This window comes from Elusimicrobiota bacterium (assembly GCA_026388075.1).
Classification (GTDB): domain Bacteria; phylum Elusimicrobiota; class Endomicrobiia; order Endomicrobiales; family JAPLKN01; genus JAPLKN01.
In genome coordinates this window covers 1-20,253 of the sequence record JAPLKN010000058.1, presented here as the reverse complement: position 1 = coordinate 20,253, position 20,253 = coordinate 1, and the positions used below count along the sequence as shown (strand labels likewise).

Below are 20,253 nucleotides of genomic sequence, written 5' to 3'. Positions count from 1 at the left end.
GTCGGGCGAAATGGGCGGGCGGTTAACGGGCGCCACGCCCCGTTAGAAATTGTTGGCTGAAACGTTTATTCAGACACGGGCTTAACCGTATGTCTAAGCTAGCTAAAATTTCTAACGGGGTGAGCAAATAAAGGTGGCGGCATTACACCGCCACCTAATAGCATGATTTCAATCTGCCGACAGAAGTCGGCAGCCTTCTCTAACGGGGTAAAGGAAAAAATATGAGCTTTAAAGATATAATAAACCAGGAAAAAGCAAAAAATATTTTGATTGGACAACTAAACTCCAAAAAAATTTCTCATGCTTACCTTTTTCTCGGGCAGGACGGTATCGGACGAAAAAAAACAGCCTATGAACTTGCTAAAGCCCTCAACTGCCCTACGAATTCAAACGATCAAAAATTCAATGAAGGATGCGATCATTGCTTATCTTGCGATAAAATAAAAAAACTTATTCATCCCGATGTCCAACACATAGGCTATGAATGGCAGGCCAACCTTTTGGGCGAAGAAATTGATAAACAAAAATCTATTAAAATAAAAACCATCCGGGCTCTTCAATACGAAATAAACCTCAAGCCTTCAGAAAGCAGATGGAAAATCTTTATAATTGAACCTGCAGAAGAAATAACCGAAGACGCGGCAAACTGCCTTCTTAAAACTCTTGAAGAACCTCCTAAATGGACTGTAATAATCCTGCTTGCAAAGCATAAAGAAAATTTACCTTCAACTGTAGTATCCAGAACACAAATAGTTCCTTTTCAGCCTCTGAGCGAAAAAGAAATATCTAATTTTCTAATTTCAAATCACAATCTTGCTAAAGGCGCTGCTGACAACATCGCCGTATTGTCCGAAGGCTCTTTATCATCCGCGATTAGGCTAATAGAAGAGAAGAAAACGATTCAGAGTCCGTTCTGGCCTAAAGTTAAGCAGAAAAAAATCCCTGTACATAGTATTCTTGAGGAAAGCGATAACTATACAAAGAACGCAAGCGAATTATTGGAAGAGCTTCTTGCGGAAGTAAAAAATGATTTTCGCTCAAACCCTCAAGATTATCAGTCAGTAATTAGGGAAATAATCAATTCTCAAAAACTTATTGAACAAAATGTGAACTCAAGGTTTGTCCTTGACGCGCTTTTTTTAAAAATAAATAGACTTGTTAATGTATCAGACAAAAAATGAATTATTTTCAAAAGTGTGAACTTTCACACTTTCTAAACTTTCAAACTTTTTAACGTATCTTTGAGGTAATTATGCCAATAATAGTAGGGTTAATCGTCCGAAGAATGAAGGAAAAAATTTATGCCGAAACGGCCCAGTTTGACGTTAACATAGGCGATCGCCTGCTTATAGAAACTGAACACGGCCAAGAAGTAGGACTGGTCTGCGAGCGCGAAAAAATGGTTGAAAAAGTCAAAGATGCGCTGGGTAAAGTTCTTAGGAAAATCAACGAAAACGATAAGTTAAGGTTCAAGGAAAACGAAGAAAAGTCCCACCAAGCGCTTAAAAGTGTCCTTCAAAAGATTGAAGATCATGAGCTTGAGATGAAACTCACTTGCGTTGAATATTCTTTTGACCGTTCAAAATTATTTATTTATTACACTTCGGAAACAAGAGTGGATTTCAGGGAATTGATAAAGGATCTCGGGCATATCCTTAAAACAAGAATACAAATGGTACAAATAGGAGTTCGTGACGAAGCTAAAATGGTCGGCGGAATCGGAAGCTGCGGAAGAAGGCTGTGCTGCCAGGAATTTTTGAAAGATTTTACTTCCGTTACGATTGATATGGCTAAGGAACAGGATCTTTCGCTTAATACCGCAAAACTCTCCGGCCTTTGCGGCAGGCTTATGTGCTGTCTTGCCTACGAACACGAAAGTTATAAACAGTGCAAGAAAAATCTCCCTCACGTAGGAAGCAAAATTCACACTCCTGATGGAACCGGAACTGTAGTTTCAATAAATTGCCTTAAAGAAGAAGTCGCTGTGGAACTGGCTGACCAGCAAAAAAAAATTTACAAAGCAGACAAATTGACTCCGAAATGAAGCTCCCCGCACAGTTTTGTCTAAGACAAAACTAGACGTGGGGGTTCTCCCCGCCCTCCTCCCCCTGCTTCGTTTAGCGAAGCAAAACAAGGGGGGTATTTGGCGAAGGAGAATAAAAATAAATCATGAAATTCTATCTTACAACACCGATTTACTACGTAAATGATTTCCCTCATATTGGGCATGCCTACACCACCATAGCCGCTGATGTTCTTGCAAGATGGCATCGTCTTAACGGAAAAGAAGTCTTTTTTCTTACCGGCACTGATGAGCACGGAGCAAAGATAGTTCAGGCCGCTCAAAACCAGGGCAAATCCCCCAAGGAATTTTGCGACGAAATAGTTTTGGGTTTTAAATCTGCATGGAAAGATCTTGAAATTACAAACGACGGTTTCATAAGAACTACCGATCCTGAACATGAAAAAGCGGTCCAGTTTTTTCTTGACAAGCTTAATAAATCAGGTTATATTTTTAAATCCAAGTACGAAGGGCTTTACTGTGTCCCTTGCGAAAAATTTATGTCCGAAGAAGATCTTGATAAAGAAGGCTGCTGCCCAAATCACAAGAAAAAACCCACTTTGCACTCTGAAGAAAATTATTTTTTTAAACTTTCCGCTTTCAAAGAAGAACTGCTTAAAATTCTGACTGACGAAAAAAACCCCAAGCATTTAGCAGTATTCCCCATTGAGCGCCGCAACGAAATTATCGGGAAACTCAAAACTGGCCTTGAAGATATAAGCATTTCCCGTTCCACCCTGGAATGGGGCATCTCTCTGCCTTTTGACAAAAAGCAGACTGTTTATGTATGGATTGACGCGCTTCTTAATTACATTACCGCAATAGATTATTCTAAAAATGATAAAAATTTTAAAAAACTCTGGCCCTGCGATCTTCATCTTATGGCAAAGGATATCCTTTGGTTTCATAGCGTTATCTGGCCCGCCATGCTTTTAGCGATTGATCTTGAACCGCCCAAAAAGCTCTTTGCTCACGGTTTTTTTACCATCAACGGAGAAAAGATGTCTAAAACACTGGGCAATGTAATTCGTCCCGGCGAACTGATTAATAAATTCGGCAAAGATGCCGCTAAATATCTGCTTCTTTCTCTTTTTCCTTTCGGCACGGACGGTGATATTTCATGGCAGGCTTTAAAAGAAAAATACAATGTGGATCTTGCAAACAACTTGGGAAATCTTGTTTCAAGAATAACTTCAATGGTTTTTAAATATTTTCAAGGAAATATTCCTGAAAGAAACGGCGGAACTGTTTTTTCCATCAAAGAAGAGCTAAAAACCGTTGAACCTTTGTTTGACGAGCTTTCTTTTAACATTATTATTGATAAGATTCAAAAATGTATAGACCGCGCCAACCGATATATTGAATCTTCTGCCCCGTGGAAGATGGCAAAAGAAAATAATCCGGCTTTGGCCGATATAATGTATGACCTTTTACAAACCATTGGCCAAATATCGTTATACTTATTGCAAGATAGAAAAGAAGTATTAGAAAGAGCGTTCAAACAAAATATTTTAAAAATAATTGAAATCGGCTGTGAACCTGAAATCTGGGAAAAGACCATCAGTTTTGCAAATGAAAACAAAAATATCTTCTGCGTTTTAGGTATCCATCCCCACAATGCAAAATCAGCGACAAAAGATATATGGCAAAAACTTGAAATTTTAGCCCAACATAAAAAATGCGTCGGTATCGGCGAAACCGGGTTAGATTATTATTACGATTATTCTCACCGCCAAACTCAAAAAGAAGCCTTTGAATACCAGCTTAACTTTGCGAATAAAATAAATAAACCTTTAGTAATACATTGCAGGAACGCATATCCGGATCTAATAGATATTCTTGATAATTCCGTTAAGAAACACGGTCATTTAAAAGGAGTTATACATTGTTTTTCAGGAAATTATGTAGATGCGAAAAAATTAATATCTATGGGTTTTTTTCTAGGAATTGACGGGCCCGTAACATACGAAAATGCAAAAATATTACGGGAAGTTGTTTTAAAAGTTCCTATGGAATATATTTTACTTGAAACCGATTCCCCTTATTTACCCCCTCAAAATTACAGGGGGCTAAGAAACGAGCCTTCATTTTTGTTTTTGATTGCAGAACAGATTGCTGATATAAAAAATGTTAACAAGGAAATGATAGAAGAAATAACTACTAGCAATGCTTCCAGGCTTTTCGGGATATCTTTATGACTATAGTATACAAATTTTATAACAGCCTATATATAAATCTTACCAACCGCTGCACAAATGCTTGTCCATACTGCATAAAATCTAAATGGAAAGGTAAATTCCGGGGTAATGACTTGTATCTCAAGAAAGAACCTACATCTGAAGAAGTCATTAAATCAATCAAAGACCCTAAACTTTTCAAAGAAATTGTTTTTTGCGGATATGGTGAACCTCTTTTAAAACTTGAAGAAGTTAAGGAAATTTCAAAATGGATAAAATCTCAAGGCGGAAAGGTAAGGATAAACACGTCAGGACAAGCCAATTTGTATTACAAAAAAAATATACTGCCGGAACTAAAGGATTTAGTTGATGCTGTTTCTATAAGCTTGAACGGCACTGATAAAAAAGAGTATAATGAACTCAATAAATCTATATACGGAGAAAAAGCTTTTGACGGGGTAATAAAGTTTATTAAAGAAAGCAAAAAATACATACCGGAAGTTGTTATCACAGCTGTCGAACTCCCAGGCCTTGATGTTGAAAAAATAAGGCATTTAGCAAAAGAGCTAAAAGTCAATTTCAGGGTTCGGCCCTACCTGGACAAATATGAGACTAGCTAGGCACCATATCTTTTCTAGCCTTGCTTTTTTTGCCATTATTTTTTTTCTATCTATTTATCTTTTGGAAAAACGCCTTGAATCCAAATCAATAACAAATATTAAATTTGACGGGATTTCAATTTTTGCGAACTCTGAAGGATTAACTATTGAAAATATTTTTAAAAACTACAATATTCAAATTAATGAAAATGATATAATTTCCCACCCTTTATACTCGCCGGCCCCTATGGGCGGGACTGTTACGATAACAAGGGTTAAGGAAAGGGTAGAAACCAAAGAAAATATTTTGCCCGCAAAAATAAGAAAAAAAGTCAGGCTGAAAAAAAATTTAAGAATTGTTGAATTACAGAAAGTTGAACAGAAAAAAACTATTCAGACAATAAAAACTGTATATCGTAACCAAAAACTATATAAAAGAGAAATCCTTAAAGAACTTTCCATATTAAAAACGTCATATTTCTTAAATGTCTTAGACAAAAAAGGTAATTTAGAAAAAAAATATGACCTTTCAAAATGCAGAAGAATTAAAATGATGGCAACAGCTTATCGTCCCGGAGATCCTTTAGCATGGAAAGATGGCAAGGTAACTTACTTAGGTTTGAAAATGCAAAGAGGTATTGTCGCGGTTGACCCGAGAGTGATCCCTTTAAGAACAAGGCTTTTTATTCCCGGATACGGGTACTGTTATGCCGGTGATACGGGTTCTGCTATAAAAGGAAAAAGAATTGATTTGGGTGTTAACAATCTCGCGGAAGAAGCGCAGTGGGTTTATCAGCCGGTTACAGTTTATATTTTGGAAAAAAATCAGAAATTATAAAAGTAGGATCAAGTTAAAAAGAAACTGCTTAATTCATAATTCTTTAAGCTTAATCATGTTTATTTTTGCGGTTCAATTATAACCTTCATCGATTCTTGCGCTTGGGCAACAAGCTTAAATCCCTTGGCTGTCTCACTAAGACTTAGACGATGAGTAATCAGCTCTTTAACTGGGATTCTTTTTGCACGAAGAAGCTCTATAGTAACTTCCGCATCGTATGGACTATTACCATAAGAAGTTTTTATAGTCATATCATTTCGCCAAAATTCATTTACGTTTATCGGAAGATTTGCTCCCGGATCTGTAGGGGCAAAAAACAAAATGCTTCCCCCTCGGTCTGCCAAATTAAGCGCCTGGCCAAAAGCTGAAAAAGCGCCGGTACAAACAATAACCAAATCAGCAAGCCTGTTATCATTTACCTGTTTTACTTTTGAAACAACATCATCTTTTGCGGATATAACTGCATCCGCTCCATTTTTCTTTGCCATTTTAAGACGAAAATCATTGACATCGGTAACTATTATCCTGCCCGCCCCCAATGCTTTAGCGGCAAGAAGATGCAGGAGCCCGGAGATTCCTCCCCCGAGTATAACAACGCTCTGCCCGGGCTTTAATTCAGATACTCTCTGGCCTCTTATTACACAGGCTAATGGTTCAATAAAAACGCCTTCCTCAAAAGAAACTTCTTCCGGCAATAAAAAAATGCCGCGGTCAACGTTCAATGAAGGAACCCTAATGAATTCGGCAAAACCGCCGGGATCATAGTTTGTTGTATGCAAAGTTTCGCATGCGGTATAATGCCCTGTAAGGCAATATCTGCAGGTATTACAGGGAATATGATGCGATACGAAAACTCTGTCGCCTACTTTATATTTTTTAACATCTTTGCCGGTTTCAACAATCTCCCCCGAAATTTCATGGCCTAGAACAAGCGGAGCTTTTTTTATCCTATACCATTCCATAACGTCGCTTCCACAGATGCCGCTGGCTATAACTTTTACAAGCACTTCTCCAGAGCCTATTTTCGGTTTGGGCATTTCCTCAATTCTTATGTCTTTGTTATTATAATACATTGCCACTCTCATAACTTCCTCACTTTATAACACCATGTTGAGGTTGAGGTTAAGAAAAACATATATTTCACTCAACCTAAACCTGCTGCATTCTTAACCTGCTTTGTATATTTCTAATGCTTCTTTCGGAGTAGAATTCCTGTGTACGATGGCTTGGAGAGCCTTAGCCATAGCAACAGGTTTTGAATTTTGCCAGACGTTTCTTCCGAGATTTATGCCTATCGAACCTTTTTGTAGGCCGTCATAGACGAATTCAAACACTTGAAGCTCAGACTCGCATTTGGGCCCTCCTGCCATAACAACTGGGACGGGACAGCCTTGTACAACTTTTTCAAAATCTTTTTCACACCAATAAGTTTTAACTACCTTTGCCCCCAGTTCTGCCGCTATGCGGCAACTTAAGGCAAGATAGCGTGCTTCCATTTTGGCGGTTTCCTTGCCAACGGCGGTAACCGCCATGACAGGAATACCGTAGTTTTCACATTCATTTACAAGATTTGAAAGATTCAATAGCGTTTGTTTTTCGTAATCAGTACCGACAAATATTGAAACCCCTACGGCTGATACATTAAGCCTGATTATTTCTTCAATTGAAGTAGTTATGCCTTCATTTGCAAGATCTTTTCCCACCATACTTGTCCCCCCGGAAACTCTTAATATTATGGGAATATCTTTCGTCGCTTTCACACACGAACGCAATACTCCTCTTGTTACAAACAGTGCATCACAATAGGGCAAAAGCGGTTCTATGGTTTTGCCCGGTATTTCTAAACATGTAGTCGGCCCTTGAAAATATCCGTGATCAATAGGTAAAAAGAAACAACGACCGTCGCTTTTGATAAGTTTTGACAACCTATTTTCCATTCCCCAATCCATGATAAATCTCCTTTATGAGTTCTTTGGTCTTTCTTTGTAGCATTTAACAACTGAATTCTTTAAGTTACAAAAAGACTAAACATCCTTAGTCCAACGACCCGCAGTAACCTGTTTGTTCGTGAACACCCCTATTTTTTCTCCTCAGCCCATGATCTTCTGATATAAAGAGGTTCGATTAACCTATAATTTTTCCCGTTAAGCTTTTCTGCCATCAAAGCAAGAACACCGGCTTTTGGATAATTAAAATCAGAGGAATTAATGATAGCATATTTTTTTAAAATATTATTTATTTCATTTTTATAAGTTATTGAAGCATTCCCTAAAATGCAAAATTTAGAATTTAGACTTTTGAGTTCTTTCCAATAATCCTCATTATTTTTTAAAACAATTTTTCCATTTTTGTTTTTTACAAAAACTTCATTTCTTAATGCGTCTATTACACCTATAACATTATGGCCCTTTTCAGGCATTGAAGCTCTTAAAATTTCTATTGTATCAATCCCTACTATAGGAATATCTAAAACCTGCGCCATTGTTTTTGCGCATGATAATCCAACCCTTATACCTGTAAAACTTCCGGGACCAGTTGAAACCGCTATTTTATCTATTGAACTTATCTTCCACTTAGCTTTTTTCAACAGCTGTTTTAAAGCAGGAATCAATTTTTCGGAATGTTTTAACGCAGATTTCCAGAATTTTTCCAGAATAATCCGGTTATTTTCCGCCAATGCCAGGCTGAATGTCGCCCCCGATGTTTCAATTGCTAAGATTCTCATATTATTCCAATGTCGTTATGAAAGTTTAGAAAGTGTAAAGGTTTGAAAGTTAAAGACTTGAAAAGCATTTAACTTTCATAACTTTCTAAACTTTTACACGTTTTTTAATAATTATTTTTCTTTTATTATCGTCAAGCCACTTGAAATCTATTTCGTATCCATGTTGAACAGTTACTTTTTTTATTTTATCTGCCCATTCTACAAAGCAAATCCCATCGCTAAATAAAAATTCCTCAAGCCCGAGACTTTCCAAATCGTTGTTTCCTTTAAGCCGGTAAAGATCAATATGAAACATTTTTCCTTTTTTATCCCGCTGGTTAGAAAACCACGTGCCCCGCTGAGCGGGACTCCATTGTAATGAATAGCCGAAGTCGCATGCACGTGGATGAATGAGGGATTCCGTCCCCCGCCTTTTTCGCTCCCCCTGCTTTCTTGCGAAAGCAAGAAGGGGGAGCGGGCGGGGAAAAGATTTTGGTACCACGGGCATGCCCGTGGGGACTCCATAGTCATATTCGCTGACTAGAATAAAACTTGAACTGCGCACTATCTTTTTTATACCTAAACCCTTTGCAACACCTTTTACAAATGTTGTTTTACCGCTCCCAAGCTCGCCTTTTAAAAAAACAATATCTCCGGATTTCAAAACCCTGCTGAAATCCATCCCTAAACTGACAGTTTCGTCTGGCGATTCAGTTATTAAAGTTTTCTTATTTAAAATGCTGAAAACCTGTTTTTTTAATCTCTTTTTTTCTTCCATTTAGATAGTATTTTATACCTTTTTTTAAAGTTATTTCACCTATGACTTGAATAGAAGGCATTATTTTTCTAAGTACTGCTAAGTCCTTAGGTCTAGCCGTGTACACAAGCTCATAATCTTCCCCGCCGTTTAAAGCAAAATCATAAGGATCCAAACTTTTATTTTTTTTGCATATTTTTTTTAATTGATTTGAAATGGGAATATTTTCTAGATGTATTTTTGCACCGACTTTGCTTTCTTCTGTAATAAACTTCACGGATGTGGCAAGGCCGTCAGATGAATCAATCAGGCTCGTGATTTTTCCGCTGTGCGCCAGTAAACTTGCCTCTTTTAGCCTCGGTATAGGTAACAGGTGCTTTTTTATTAAATACTTTTCGTCCTTAGAAGCTCCTTTTAGCCCTTTTTTAAGAAGAAAAAGCCCCGCCCCGGAGTCGCCAAAAGGAGCATTTACGACTAAAACATCCCCAACTTTTGCACAGGACCTTTTTAAAACATATTTCGGCTCAATTTCACCTATTAAAGTGATTGAAATTACAATGCCTTTTTTAGTTGAAACCGTATCTCCGCCAACTATCTTCAAATTATACTTTTTTGAGGCAAAAAGCATGCCTGTGTATAATTTATCCACAAAATCAAAAGGAGTTTTTGCCGGAAGCCCCAGCCCCACAAGACAATAGAGCGGTTTAGCTGCTCCCATAGCCGCTAAATCGCTCAAATTTACTGCAATGGATTTATATCCTATTTCAAAAGGAGTAGTCCAGAGTGTTTTAAAATGCACATTTTCTATAAGCATATCTTTTGTAGCTACCAATGAATAGCCTTTTCTTATATCAGCAACAAAAGCATCATCGCCTATGCCGACAAAAACAGGGAACTTTGTAACTTTCCAAACTTTTTAACTTTCAAACGCTGTTATTTACTCAGGTAGGTTTTAGCAATTTCAGATAAAACAAGAGATCCTTTTTCAAGAGCTTTTTCATCTATATCGAAATGCTCGTGATGCCAGGGATAAGATTTTTTTGTTTTTGAGCCGATATATATAAAACAACCCGGTATTTTAGAAAGATATTCCGCAAAATCTTCTCCTCCCATGGAAGGTCTATCAAGAAAAACAATATTTCGTTTTCCTAGAACTTTTTCGCCGGCTCTTTGGCATATTTTCAAAGCTGAGGCTGAATTTGAAAGCGAGTTTCCAAGCTCTTCGTATATTATCCTAAATTTCACTCCGTATGCCAAAGTTATACCTTTTACTCTTCTCACAATTTTTTTACGCATTTCTTTTCTTGTCCGGCTGTTCAAAGTTCTAACCGTTCCCACCAAACTCACTTTATCAGCAATTATATTAAAGCGTTCTCCTCCTTTTATTGAACCTATAGTCAGCACTTTTGGCTCAAGAGGATCTATTTCTCTGGAAACGATAGATTGCAGCGCAAGTACTATTTCAGACGCAACTACAACGGAATCTTTTGCAAGGTTTGGATAAGCGCCGTGGCCGCCTTCGCCCAAAATCTCAATAGTAAATTTATCAACAGCTGCCATCATCAGACCAGTTTTCAATCCCAAAATACCGGTTTTAAGCCAAGGATTCACGTGAATACCTACGATAATACCGGGAGCAGGATTTTTTAAAACTCCGGTTCTGATCATCGTTTTGGCACCGCCTGAAGCTTCCTCATTTGGCTGAAAAATAAACTTCACTTTTCCCGATATATTTTTTCTTTGTTTTGAAAGAAGCATGGCTGCGCCTAAAACCATAGTAGTATTCGCGTCATGGCCGCAAGCATGCATAATACCTTTTCTTTTTGAAGAGTACGGTTTTCCTGTTTTTTCTTGTATGGGAAGAGCATCTATGTCAGCTCTTATCGCTAAAACTTTACTATTTTTTGAGTTTTTTCTTCCCTCTAAAATACCGACTACGCCTGTTTTGGCAAGTCTTTTGGTTTTTATACCGAAACTTTTGAGTATTTTTTCAATAAACGCCGCAGTTTTATACTCAGTATTGCCGAGTTCCGGATATTTATGTATCGTTCTTCTAATAATGATCAATTTTTTTAAAAAATCTTTTTTCATGTTGTAACCTTCTTAAGAGCAACGGGTATATTTTCCGCTATATCCTGGGCCAAAAGCCCTATTTGAGTTTTCATTTTTGAAGCGTAATCCCCGGCAAGTCCGTGCAGAAAAACTCCGCTTAAAGCCGCATTTAATAATTTGGGCTCTTTCACTTGAGAAATTAAGGCTGAAATCATCCCTGATAAAACATCTCCGGATCCACCTGTTGCCATTCCCGGATTTCCTGTAGTGTTTAAAAAGATTTTATTTCCATCAGAAACAACAGTTTTATGACCTTTTAGAACACAGATTAAATTGTTTTTTTTGGAAAATTCTTTTGCTGCATTTATCCGACTCTGATTTATTTTTTTTACAGTAACACCTATCAGACGGCTCAATTCTCCTGGATGAGGCGTAGCTATGATCTTAGCCTTAGAATTTCTTAAAATACTAGATTTTGAGGGTATTGCGTTTAGACCGTCAGCATCAAGTATTAGAGGAAGATTAACCGAAAGCAAAATAGCTTTTACAAGACGCGCGGTATCAGAAGTTTTCCCGATTCCCGGGCCAATAACAATAGAAGTTACCTTTCGCAGTTTTATGAATTCTGATATCTTACTTAAAGCTTTGAAGCTGAACTTTCCGTCTTTTTCGGGAAGGCCCAGTGTCATTGCCTCGGGCCGTATGCGCGAAGCAACAATTTTTAACGCCTTATTAAGATATTATTGCAACAGCAACCGCATACTGGTCAGTATGCGAAAGGGATATATCAATATCCCTTCGTTTTTTCCCTTTGACTATCGCTTCGGGCTTTCCCGAAATTCTGTTGTTAACACTGATTTCCTTCAGAGAAATATTGCCTTTGCCCAAAGCTTTCCAAACCGCTTCTTTTGTCGCAAAACGAACCGCAAAATGCTGTGCATAATTTTTCTTAGGCCTGCAATATTCTATTTCCCTGGAAGTATATACTCTGTTTAAAAAAGCTTTGCTTTTAATTAATTTTGAAATTCTTTTTACTTCTATAATATCAATTCCGATTTTCATATTATTATCACTTAACTTTCAGTTCTCCATTAATCCTGTTCTGAAACGTTGTATCACATAGCAACACAATAAGCCCGCTTCACTAGTGTCTTTAACTCGTGAATCATGAACGCCGTTCTTCTCATGCTCTTACCTTCACACCTTCGCAACCTCGCAGGTTCTTGCCCCTATTCCACTGTCACCGATTTTGCCAAATTCCTCGGCTGATCAACATCACAATTCAAAAGAACTGCAACATAATATGCAAAAAGCTGCATAGGAACAACATTCAAAATCGGCGCAAAAAGTTCAGGGACATCAGGCATATAAATCTGAGCATCCGTTTTTTCTTTTATTGATTTATCGCCTTCAGTTGCAATTGCAATCACAGTTCCGCCGCGCGCCTTTGCCTCTTCAATATTTCCCAGGATTTTTTCATATATTTTGCTTTTAGTAGCTATAACCATTATGGGCATCTGCTCATCTATTAAAGCTATCGGGCCGTGCTTCATTTCTCCGGCCGGATATCCCTCCGCATGAATGTACGATATTTCTTTCAGTTTCAATGCGCCTTCTAAAGCTATAGGATAATTTAAGTTTCTGCCTAAGAAAAGAAAATCTCTTTTATTGAAAAACTTTTTAGCCAGTTCATTAATTTCTTCTGCTTTCTTAAGAACATCTATCATCCTTAAAGGAATTTCCCAGAATTCTTTAATAGTTTTATTAAAGTTTTCTCCGACAAGAAGCTTTTTTTCATTAGCCCAGGATAAAGCAATCAAATACAGAGCTGTGAGTTGGCCGGTAAAAGCTTTTGTTGAAGCCACGCCGATCTCGGGACCGCAATGAGTATAGAAAATGTTATCAGCTTCTCTGCTCGCGGTAGAACCCACCGCGTTACATATTGCCAAAGTCGGGCTTTTTTTCTGTTTCGCAAGACGAAGGGCTGCAAGAGTATCTGCAGTTTCTCCCGACTGGGTAATTATTATTGTCAATGCCCTGCTGTCTAAAACCGGTGACCGGTATCTGAATTCTGAAGCTATGTCTACCTCGGCCGGGATATTACATAGGTTCTCAAAAAGAAATTTTCCTACAAGTCCCGCATGGTATGAAGTACCGCAGGCAACTATATAGATTTTTGCAAGATTCCTGAGGAAAGATTTATCCAATTTTACGTCTTCAAGGTAAATTCTTCCTTCATCAGGATATAACCTTCCTAAAAAAGTATCCTGCAGGCTTTGGGGCTGTTCAAATATCTCTTTCAGCATGAAATGCTTGAATCCGCCTTTTTCCGACTGAACAGCGTCCCAAGTAATCGTCTTAACCGGCCGTTTTGTTTCTTTCCCGTTTTTGTCAAATATTTTAACAGAATTTGAACGCAATTCAGCTATGTCGCCTTCCTCCAAAAAAATCATTTCTCTTGTATAAGGCAAAAGAGCGGGGACATCCGAAGCAAGAAAGTTTTCTCCTTTGCCTACTCCGATTATCAAAGGCGCATCCTTTCGGGCAGCAATTATATGCTCGGGATTATCCGAATCAATTATTCCCAAAGCGTAAGCTCCCCTTACTTCTTTTAGAGCTTTTGTGACCGCTGAAAATAAATCCCCCGCAAAATATTTTTCAACAAGATGCGCAATAACTTCAGTATCGGTTTCTGACTTAAATTTGTGTTTTTCAGAAATAAGCTGTTTTTTAAGCTCTATATAATTTTCAATTATTCCGTTATGAACAACAACAATTTTTCCCAAACAATCTGTATGCGGATGGGCATTTTCTTCTGACGGTTTGCCGTGAGTAGCCCATCTGGTATGGCCAACACCTATATTACCCTGAGGCCTATTTTTTTCAATTATTTTAGCCAATTCCGCAAGTTTGCCGACACTTCTATAAAGATTCATTTTTTTATTAGAGATAACGGCAATGCCTGAGGAATCATAACCACGGTATTCCAGGCGTTTCAGTCCGTCAACAATTATGTCAGCTGCTGATTTTGGACCAACATATCCCACTATTCCGCACATGTCATCTCCTTTAATTAGGGACACTTCCCATATTTTTTAAAACCTTGTATCCATATTTGCATCTTATATCTTTATTATTGATTTTATCTGATTCTTAATGTTCAACGATTAAAAATATGGGAATTGTCCCTAATTAAATCTTTCATTTCGTTGACGGCTTTTTCCAAACCGACAAAAACTGCTTTTGAAACAATTGAAAATCCGATATTAAGCTCGTTCATTCCTTTTATTTCCGCAATTTCTTTTACGTTTTCGTAATCAAGGCCATGCCCGGCATTTAAGATTAAACCTTTTTTTAACGCTATTTCTCCCGCTTCTTTTAATCTCTTCAGTTCTGACAAATAAACATCTTTCAGCTTATTCTTAAACGATATTGCATATTTCCCAGTGTGAAGTTCAACGCAATCAGCCCCCACTTCGGCCGATGCATTTACTTGTTCAATTTCAGGATTAATGAAAAGGCTTACTCTTATTCCAGATCTTTTTAACTTTTCAATAATTTCTTTTAAGATAGTTTTCTGATTTATGACGTCTAAACCGCCTTCAGTAGTAAGCTCATTTCTTTTTTCAGGAACTATGCAAACGTCGTCCGGGTTTACATCTAAAGCAATTTTTACAATTTCCTGCGCAACGGACATCTCAAGATTTAGCCTTGTTTTAATATTTTTTTTTAACAGATAAACATCTTTATCTTGAATATGGCGCCTGTCTTCCCTTAAATGAACCGTGATCGCTTCAGCCCCTGCTTTCTCGCATAACAAAGCAGCTTTAAGGACATCCGGCTCGTTTTCTTTTCTTGCCTGCCTCAATGTTGCAATATGATCAATATTTACGCCAAGTTTTACCATTTTTTTTGAGATAAGTGTAAAAGTTAAGAAAGTTCAAAAACAGAACTTTTTAACTTTTATACTTTATAACTTTCATAACGTCTTTAATTTTCTCCTATCTACCCTTCGACTTGGTTCGATTTCACTCACCACAAGGCGCTCAGGGCTATGCTAATCCCTACGACTTCGTTAATTTACTTAAATGGAGTCCCCGCGCCTTAGCGGGACCTACTGCCTTGCTTATTTCCTTCTTCGCGGTATCCAAAATCATCTTCGCCATATCTGTTATGATATTTAAATCCAATCCCTCTATCATAACTCTTAGAAGATTTTCAGTACCTGAATATCTTACTAAAACACGGCCGTCAGACCTTAGTTTATCTTCCACATTTCTTATGGTTTTTTTTGTTTCAGTCAGTTTTTCAATCGGAATTTTTTTCTCAACTTTACTATTTAGAAGCACTTGCGGATATTTTTTAAGATTATTACAAAGAACTGAGAGCGGCTTGCTTTTAATTTTCATTATAGAAAGAATCTGAAGCGCGCTTAATATCCCGTCACCCGTCTGCATAAAGTTTTTAAATATTATGTGCCCGGATTGTTCTCCGCCGAGATTTGCCCCGCTTTTATCCATTTCTTCATAGACATACCTGTCACCCACGGATGTCTGTTCCAATTTTATATCTTTTTTTTGCATTGCCTTTATCAGCCCTAAATTAGCCATAACAGTTGTAACCAAAGTATTATTTTTAAGCCCTCCGTTTTCTTTTAAATATTGCGCGGCTATATTCAAAAGGAAATCTCCGTCACGAACGATTCCTTTCTCGTCCACAAAAATAACCCTGTCTCCGTCACCGTCAAAAGCAATTCCGCAATCAGCATTTTGTTTTAAGGTCTCTAAGCTAAGATTTTCCGGATTAAGAGAACCGCTTTCTTTGTTAATATTTTTCCCGTCAGGAGTTGAATTTATTATTTTTAATTCGGCTCCCAGCGAAGAAAATATCTTGGGAGCCAACTTATATGTCGCGCCGTTTGCGCAATCAACGACAATTTTTAAACCCGATAAATTCAAGTTCTTAGGTAAAGTTTTTTTAAGAAAATTTTCGTAATCTGAAACCAAATGCAGTGACTCTTTGATTTTCCCTTTTCTTAAAGGCTTATTTGCTGATTTATCGGTTTTGTTCAAAAGAAGATCTTCAATTTTTTTTTCTATAGAATCCGGAAGCTTCGTGCCCTTATGAGAAAAGAATTTTATACCGTTATCTTGGTAAGGATTATGAGATGCTGAAATAACTGCTCCGGCAAGAACAGGAAATTTTGATACGAGGTAGGAAATCCCCGGGGTAGGTATTACTCCGACGTCCCAGACATCTAGACCTGAAGATATTAAACCTTTTTTCAAGTCCGAGGATATTTTTTTACCTGAAATCCTGGTATCCCGGCCGATAATAACAACGGCTTTAAGATGATCTCTTTTTAATACTTTTGCCGCAAAGATTCCAAGCTTTATTACTGTTTTTGAATCAAGGGGGTATTTACCCGCTTTTCCACGTATTCCGTCAGTACCAAACAAACGCATCACTTTATTCCTATTCTATAGCCGTTCACATAAAACCACAGCATCAAAGAGAGCAGGAAAGCTATTAAAATGATCTGCCAGTTTTCTTTGAATTTTTTCATTTTAGACCTATTCTTGAAAAAACAGATTTTCTTGAAGTTTTCCAGAAAGAATCCATTAAATTAAGCCTGAGCTGGTCCGGATCCACATTGCCGGTAATTTTCCCGTTAACGGCAGCTGAAACTTTAGCAGTCTCTTCAGAAACTATTATAACTATGGCATCAGTTATTTCGCTTAAGCCCAAACCCGCGCTATGCCTTGTGCCAAAAGTTTTTGAAAGTTTGCTTTCGCTTGAACTTAAAGGGAGAACACATCCCGCCGCAACCAGCATGCCGTCGCGTATAATTACTGCCCCGTCATGCAGAGGAGACTCTTTATTGAACAAAGAAACGATTAAATCCCTTGAAATAGCCGCATTAACCGTAGTTCCTGTCTCAATATATTCTTTTAAACCTACATCCTTTTCAAAAACAATTAAAGCTCCTCCTTTTCTTTCGCTAATTTCTTTTATCGCCTCAATAACTTCGTTGATGTAAGAAGGCTCTGGCATGCTGATTATTTTTGTCCAATGCTGGCTGCCAAGCTGAACCAAAGCATAACGTATTTCGGGCTGAAAGACTACCGCAATAATTACTACTGCGGCAAGCCAGAAATTTTCCAACATCCAGCTTAAAGTTCTAAAATGAAAAATATCATGCGCAAAAAAAGTGATTACGAGAAGAATTAAAATACCGATTAATATCTGAACTGCCCTGGTACCTTTCAAAAGAAGTATTATCCGATAAATGATATATGTAACAATAAGAATATCAATGATATTTACCAGATATTGCGACCACAAAATATTTACAAAATTCATTGCAGCACCTCAGCAATTTTTAAAGCGCGAACTGTTTCTTTTACATCATGCACTCTTAAAATCTTAGCCCCGTTTAATGCCGACCAAAAAGACGTAGTAAGACTCCCTTCAATTCTATCTAATGGATTTTCAATATTTAATATCTTGCCTATAAAAGACTTCCTTGAAGTCCCAATTGATAAAGGATAACCTAAAACTTTAAACTCTCTTAAACGTTTCAATATTTCAATGTTATGCTCAAGCGTTTTTCCGAAACCAATTCCAGGATCAAGAATAATCTGATCAGTCTTCATCCCTGCATTTAAAGCAAAACTTACTCTTTCGGAAAAAAAATCGCTGATATCGCAAATGACATCCTTATAAACCGGTTTTTTCTGCATGTTGCGCGGCATCCCCTGCATATGCATAATTATAACAGGGACTCGGTATTTCGCTGCTAATTTTGCCATTTTACCGTTTTCAAAACGCAAGCCTGATATATCATTTATGATGCCTGCGCCATTATCCAGTGCGGCTCTTGCTACTTCAGGCTTTAATGTGTCAATTGAAATGGGAACTTTCGTTTTTTTAGCAAGTTTTTTTATAACCGGCAATACTCTTTCTTTTTCGATTTTTAATTGAACCGGAATAGCTCCTGGCCTTGAGGATTCTCCTCCTATGTCAATGATGTCAGCTCCTTCATTTATTAAATGCAACGCATGTTCTACAGCTTCTTCGCTCGAGCCCAAAAGTCCTCCGTCTGAAAAAGAATCCGGGGTAACATTAACTATTCCCATAACTTTGGGCCGAGATCCAAGCTCAATAATCTTTGAACCGCTTTTAAACTTGAATTCCTTTTTTTCATAATTTGAAAGAGCAAGTCCCATCTTTTCGCTCAAAGCATTAAGGCCAAACGGCTGAACTGACAATTTTGACAAAAGAGCGCGAAGCTGTTTATAATTCGCCGTTAAAAGAACATCCGATTTTCCTTTAATAAAACGGCTGATATTCTGGTTTACAGCTGCCTCTGCGCCAAGAGAAAGAGCTTCCTGTTTTATTAAATTTGCGGCACGATTATCAATTTTATGAAGTTTTAATGCGGTAGTGAACGCTTTTTGAGCCATTAAAGGAACTGAGTATGAATCGGCTCCGATGCTCGCAATTTTCAAGGAAGCATCAATAACATTTTTTATTTCAACGATACTTACGTCCATATTATCTCAATAGCGATAAGGCTTCGGCGCGTGTTCTTGGATCACTTAAGAAAATTCCCCTCATCGCTGATGTAATCATCTTTGAACCCGTTTTTTTAACCCCTCTCATAGTCATGCAAAGATGTTCGGCCTCAATTACAACCATCGCTCCGTAGGGCTGGGCTGCTTTCATAATTGAATCAACAATTTGTTTTGACATTCTTTCCTGCAATTGAAACCTTTTGGCAAAAATGTCAACTACCCTGATTAGTTTTGATACTCCCAAAAGCCGGTCTTTTTTAGGAATGTAGGCAACATTGATTTTTCCAAAAAACGGGAGAAGATGATGCTCGCAAATTGAATAGAAAGAAATGTCTTTTATTAGAACTATTTCCTCATGATTTTCTTTTTCATAGTAAATTGAAAGTATATCTAAAGGATTAACCTTCATACCCTCAAGGGCTTCCGCATAAAAATCAGCAACCCTTCGGGGAGTATTTTTCAGTCCTTCTCTTTTCGGATCTTCTCCAACTGCTTCAAGAAGATCTTTAATAGCCTTTTCTATCTTTTTCTTATCCATTTTTTTCTATTGATATAATATTTGAATTCTAATTAATATCTAGAAACTATCAAATAGCTATTATCGCCACTTCCGACCAACTCTGGTTAAAATAAAATTTCTTGAGTAATTTGGTAATTTTATATCAGCATTGCTCATATGCTCATACTGAAATCCAATTGAATTATTTTCTTTATCTTTAATCCCTATATACACGTCTTCATTTAACTGGGGAAAAGATGAATCCATCTGCTTTTTTGTAGAAAGTATTGCACCAAGACCTATACATGCACGAGTTTCAAATGGATTAAGATCAACTTCTAATCCAGGCCCTGCAAAAGCAAAAAAACTGCTATTATATTTATATTTATAATTTTCAGCATATTTATGTTTTTCGAAATCATATTTATTGATCGGTTTAATACGATTGAAGTAACCGCATTTATATTGCATATACGTATGATTTGATATTTTTTCTTTGTATCCGATATTAATTAAAAAGACCCCGTCAACTGGAACCATAAAACTGACCCCTATTCCCAATCCAACAAATGCTTCGCTAGCATAATCAGGAGCAGGTGCAAATGTTGTCAATCCTTTCACAAATAAAAGAATTGCTGGGATTATTAACCAACCCGCCAAAATAACCTCTTTTTGTGTCGAATTTAATGTATATAACTATTTAATTAGTTCAACTGAAAATTACGTTTATGATTGTCTTAGTCTTTGTTTTACTATTATTTAAACCTGCTGACTTACCGGGGGTTCGCCCTTAAAAATACGTTCAACTTCTTCGGCATCCAGAATCTCTTTTTCTAAAAGCCTTTCAGCAAGTGTTTTTAGTTTATCAATATTTTCCTTTAATATTTTTTCTGCGCCTTTTTTAGCTTCTTCAACAATTTTCTTTACTTCTTCATCTATAGTCTGAGATGTCTTGTCAGAAAATCTCGGTTCCCGGGTGAAATCTCTG

At 37.3% G+C, this 20,253-nt stretch carries 21 protein-coding genes; 5 read left to right on the top strand and 16 right to left on the bottom strand.

What is annotated here, in order from left to right; genetic code table 11:
- Positions 1-221: 221 nt before the first annotated feature.
- From NT145_03040 to NT145_03020, 5 genes are all read left to right on the top strand, one after another.
- Positions 222-1,181 carry a DNA polymerase III subunit gene (locus tag NT145_03040; protein MCX5781667.1) on the top strand — a complete coding sequence of 320 codons (960 nt, stop codon included), beginning with the start codon at positions 222-224 and terminating at the stop codon, positions 1,179-1,181.
- Positions 1,182-1,252: 71 nt separating this feature from the next.
- Entirely contained in the window at positions 1,253-2,044 is a 792-nt protein-coding gene (gene ricT, locus NT145_03035; protein ID MCX5781666.1) for a regulatory iron-sulfur-containing complex subunit RicT, read from the top strand.
- A 125-nt stretch (positions 2,045-2,169) separates the two neighbouring features.
- A complete protein-coding gene (gene metG / locus NT145_03030; GenBank protein ID MCX5781665.1) occupies positions 2,170-4,260 on the top strand; it encodes a methionine--tRNA ligase in 2,091 nt (696 codons plus the stop codon).
- Complete coding sequence (locus NT145_03025; protein MCX5781664.1) at positions 4,257-4,859, top strand: TatD family nuclease-associated radical SAM protein; 603 nt, start codon at positions 4,257-4,259, stop codon at positions 4,857-4,859. The genes metG and NT145_03025 overlap by 4 nt, the downstream gene beginning before the upstream one ends.
- The gene (locus tag NT145_03020; GenBank protein MCX5781663.1) at positions 4,846-5,676 is read left to right on the top strand and encodes a 3D domain-containing protein; all 831 of its coding nucleotides are present in this window, start codon (positions 4,846-4,848) and stop codon (positions 5,674-5,676) included. Before NT145_03025 ends, NT145_03020 begins: the two co-directional genes overlap by 14 nt.
- Positions 5,677-5,735: 59 nt before the next feature.
- Here NT145_03020 and NT145_03015 read toward each other — a convergent pair whose 3' ends face one another.
- The 16 genes from NT145_03015 to NT145_02940 all read right to left on the bottom strand — a co-directional run.
- On the bottom strand, positions 5,736-6,761 hold the full coding sequence (locus NT145_03015) for a zinc-dependent dehydrogenase (GenBank protein MCX5781662.1): 1,026 nt from the start codon (positions 6,759-6,761) through the stop codon (positions 5,736-5,738).
- A gap of 81 nt (positions 6,762-6,842) precedes the next feature.
- Positions 6,843-7,625, bottom strand: a complete 783-nt coding sequence (gene lsrF, locus NT145_03010; protein MCX5781661.1) for a 3-hydroxy-5-phosphonooxypentane-2,4-dione thiolase — start codon at positions 7,623-7,625, stop codon at positions 6,843-6,845.
- A gap of 128 nt (positions 7,626-7,753) precedes the next feature.
- Positions 7,754-8,401: a tRNA (adenosine(37)-N6)-threonylcarbamoyltransferase complex dimerization subunit type 1 TsaB gene (gene tsaB / locus NT145_03005; GenBank protein MCX5781660.1), complete on the bottom strand. Its 648-nt coding sequence runs from the start codon at positions 8,399-8,401 to the stop codon at positions 7,754-7,756.
- Between the two features lie 85 nt (positions 8,402-8,486).
- The gene (locus tag NT145_03000; GenBank protein ID MCX5781659.1) at positions 8,487-9,158 is read right to left on the bottom strand and encodes a tRNA (adenosine(37)-N6)-threonylcarbamoyltransferase complex ATPase subunit type 1 TsaE; all 672 of its coding nucleotides are present in this window, start codon (positions 9,156-9,158) and stop codon (positions 8,487-8,489) included.
- The gene (gene thiL, locus NT145_02995; GenBank protein ID MCX5781658.1) at positions 9,109-10,014 is read right to left on the bottom strand and encodes a thiamine-phosphate kinase; all 906 of its coding nucleotides are present in this window, start codon (positions 10,012-10,014) and stop codon (positions 9,109-9,111) included. The genes NT145_03000 and thiL overlap by 50 nt, the downstream gene beginning before the upstream one ends.
- Positions 10,015-10,070: 56 nt before the next feature.
- Entirely contained in the window at positions 10,071-11,228 is a 1,158-nt protein-coding gene (locus NT145_02990; GenBank protein ID MCX5781657.1) for a M20 family metallopeptidase, read from the bottom strand.
- The gene (locus NT145_02985) at positions 11,225-11,893 is read right to left on the bottom strand and encodes an NAD(P)H-hydrate dehydratase (protein MCX5781656.1); all 669 of its coding nucleotides are present in this window, start codon (positions 11,891-11,893) and stop codon (positions 11,225-11,227) included. Before NT145_02985 ends, NT145_02990 begins: the two co-directional genes overlap by 4 nt.
- Positions 11,894-11,921: 28 nt before the next feature.
- Complete coding sequence (gene acpS / locus NT145_02980; GenBank protein ID MCX5781655.1) at positions 11,922-12,251, bottom strand: holo-ACP synthase; 330 nt, start codon at positions 12,249-12,251, stop codon at positions 11,922-11,924.
- 167 nt (positions 12,252-12,418) lie between these two features.
- On the bottom strand, positions 12,419-14,248 hold the full coding sequence (gene glmS, locus NT145_02975; protein ID MCX5781654.1) for a glutamine--fructose-6-phosphate transaminase (isomerizing): 1,830 nt from the start codon (positions 14,246-14,248) through the stop codon (positions 12,419-12,421).
- 101 nt (positions 14,249-14,349) lie between these two features.
- Entirely contained in the window at positions 14,350-15,096 is a 747-nt protein-coding gene (locus tag NT145_02970; GenBank protein ID MCX5781653.1) for a pyridoxine 5'-phosphate synthase, read from the bottom strand.
- Positions 15,097-15,253: 157 nt separating this feature from the next.
- Positions 15,254-16,654, bottom strand: coding sequence for a phosphoglucosamine mutase (glmM, locus tag NT145_02965; protein ID MCX5781652.1), 1,401 nt, complete (start codon positions 16,652-16,654; stop codon positions 15,254-15,256).
- A gap of 97 nt (positions 16,655-16,751) precedes the next feature.
- On the bottom strand, positions 16,752-17,552 hold the full coding sequence (gene cdaA / locus NT145_02960; GenBank protein ID MCX5781651.1) for a diadenylate cyclase CdaA: 801 nt from the start codon (positions 17,550-17,552) through the stop codon (positions 16,752-16,754).
- Positions 17,549-18,745, bottom strand: a complete 1,197-nt coding sequence (folP, locus tag NT145_02955) for a dihydropteroate synthase (GenBank protein ID MCX5781650.1) — start codon at positions 18,743-18,745, stop codon at positions 17,549-17,551. The genes cdaA and folP overlap by 4 nt, the downstream gene beginning before the upstream one ends.
- A 1-nt stretch (position 18,746) precedes the next feature.
- Positions 18,747-19,304, bottom strand: a complete 558-nt coding sequence (gene folE / locus NT145_02950) for a GTP cyclohydrolase I FolE (protein ID MCX5781649.1) — start codon at positions 19,302-19,304, stop codon at positions 18,747-18,749.
- Between the two features lie 60 nt (positions 19,305-19,364).
- Positions 19,365-19,925 (bottom strand): acyloxyacyl hydrolase, encoded by a 561-nt coding sequence (locus NT145_02945; protein MCX5781648.1) that lies wholly within the window; start codon positions 19,923-19,925, stop codon positions 19,365-19,367.
- A gap of 99 nt (positions 19,926-20,024) precedes the next feature.
- A partial coding sequence (locus NT145_02940; protein ID MCX5781647.1) for a cell division protein FtsH occupies positions 20,025-20,253 on the bottom strand: 229 nt, incomplete at its 5' end.

Bases quoted from the DNA above. Each gene is read 5' to 3' on its own strand.
- NT145_03040 (MCX5781667.1), top strand. From the start codon at position 222: ATGAGCTTTAAAGATATAATAAACCAGGAAAAAGCAAAAAATATTTTG.
- ricT (MCX5781666.1), top strand. From the start codon at position 1,253: ATGCCAATAATAGTAGGGTTAATCGTCCGAAGAATGAAGGAAAAAATT.
- metG (MCX5781665.1), top strand. From the start codon at position 2,170: ATGAAATTCTATCTTACAACACCGATTTACTACGTAAATGATTTCCCT.
- NT145_03025 (MCX5781664.1), top strand. From the start codon at position 4,257: ATGACTATAGTATACAAATTTTATAACAGCCTATATATAAATCTTACC.
- NT145_03020 (MCX5781663.1), top strand. From the start codon at position 4,846: ATGAGACTAGCTAGGCACCATATCTTTTCTAGCCTTGCTTTTTTTGCC.
- NT145_03015 (MCX5781662.1), bottom strand. From the start codon at position 6,761: ATGAGAGTGGCAATGTATTATAATAACAAAGACATAAGAATTGAGGAA.
- lsrF (MCX5781661.1), bottom strand. From the start codon at position 7,625: ATGGATTGGGGAATGGAAAATAGGTTGTCAAAACTTATCAAAAGCGAC.
- tsaB (MCX5781660.1), bottom strand. From the start codon at position 8,401: ATGAGAATCTTAGCAATTGAAACATCGGGGGCGACATTCAGCCTGGCA.
- NT145_03000 (MCX5781659.1), bottom strand. From the start codon at position 9,158: ATGGAAGAAAAAAAGAGATTAAAAAAACAGGTTTTCAGCATTTTAAAT.
- NT145_02990 (MCX5781657.1), bottom strand. From the start codon at position 11,228: ATGAAAAAAGATTTTTTAAAAAAATTGATCATTATTAGAAGAACGATA.
- acpS (MCX5781655.1), bottom strand. From the start codon at position 12,251: ATGAAAATCGGAATTGATATTATAGAAGTAAAAAGAATTTCAAAATTA.
- glmS (MCX5781654.1), bottom strand. From the start codon at position 14,248: ATGTGCGGAATAGTGGGATATGTTGGTCCAAAATCAGCAGCTGACATA.
- NT145_02970 (MCX5781653.1), bottom strand. From the start codon at position 15,096: ATGGTAAAACTTGGCGTAAATATTGATCATATTGCAACATTGAGGCAG.
- glmM (MCX5781652.1), bottom strand. From the start codon at position 16,654: ATGCGTTTGTTTGGTACTGACGGAATACGTGGAAAAGCGGGTAAATAC.
- cdaA (MCX5781651.1), bottom strand. From the start codon at position 17,552: ATGAATTTTGTAAATATTTTGTGGTCGCAATATCTGGTAAATATCATT.
- folP (MCX5781650.1), bottom strand. From the start codon at position 18,745: ATGGACGTAAGTATCGTTGAAATAAAAAATGTTATTGATGCTTCCTTG.
- folE (MCX5781649.1), bottom strand. From the start codon at position 19,304: ATGGATAAGAAAAAGATAGAAAAGGCTATTAAAGATCTTCTTGAAGCA.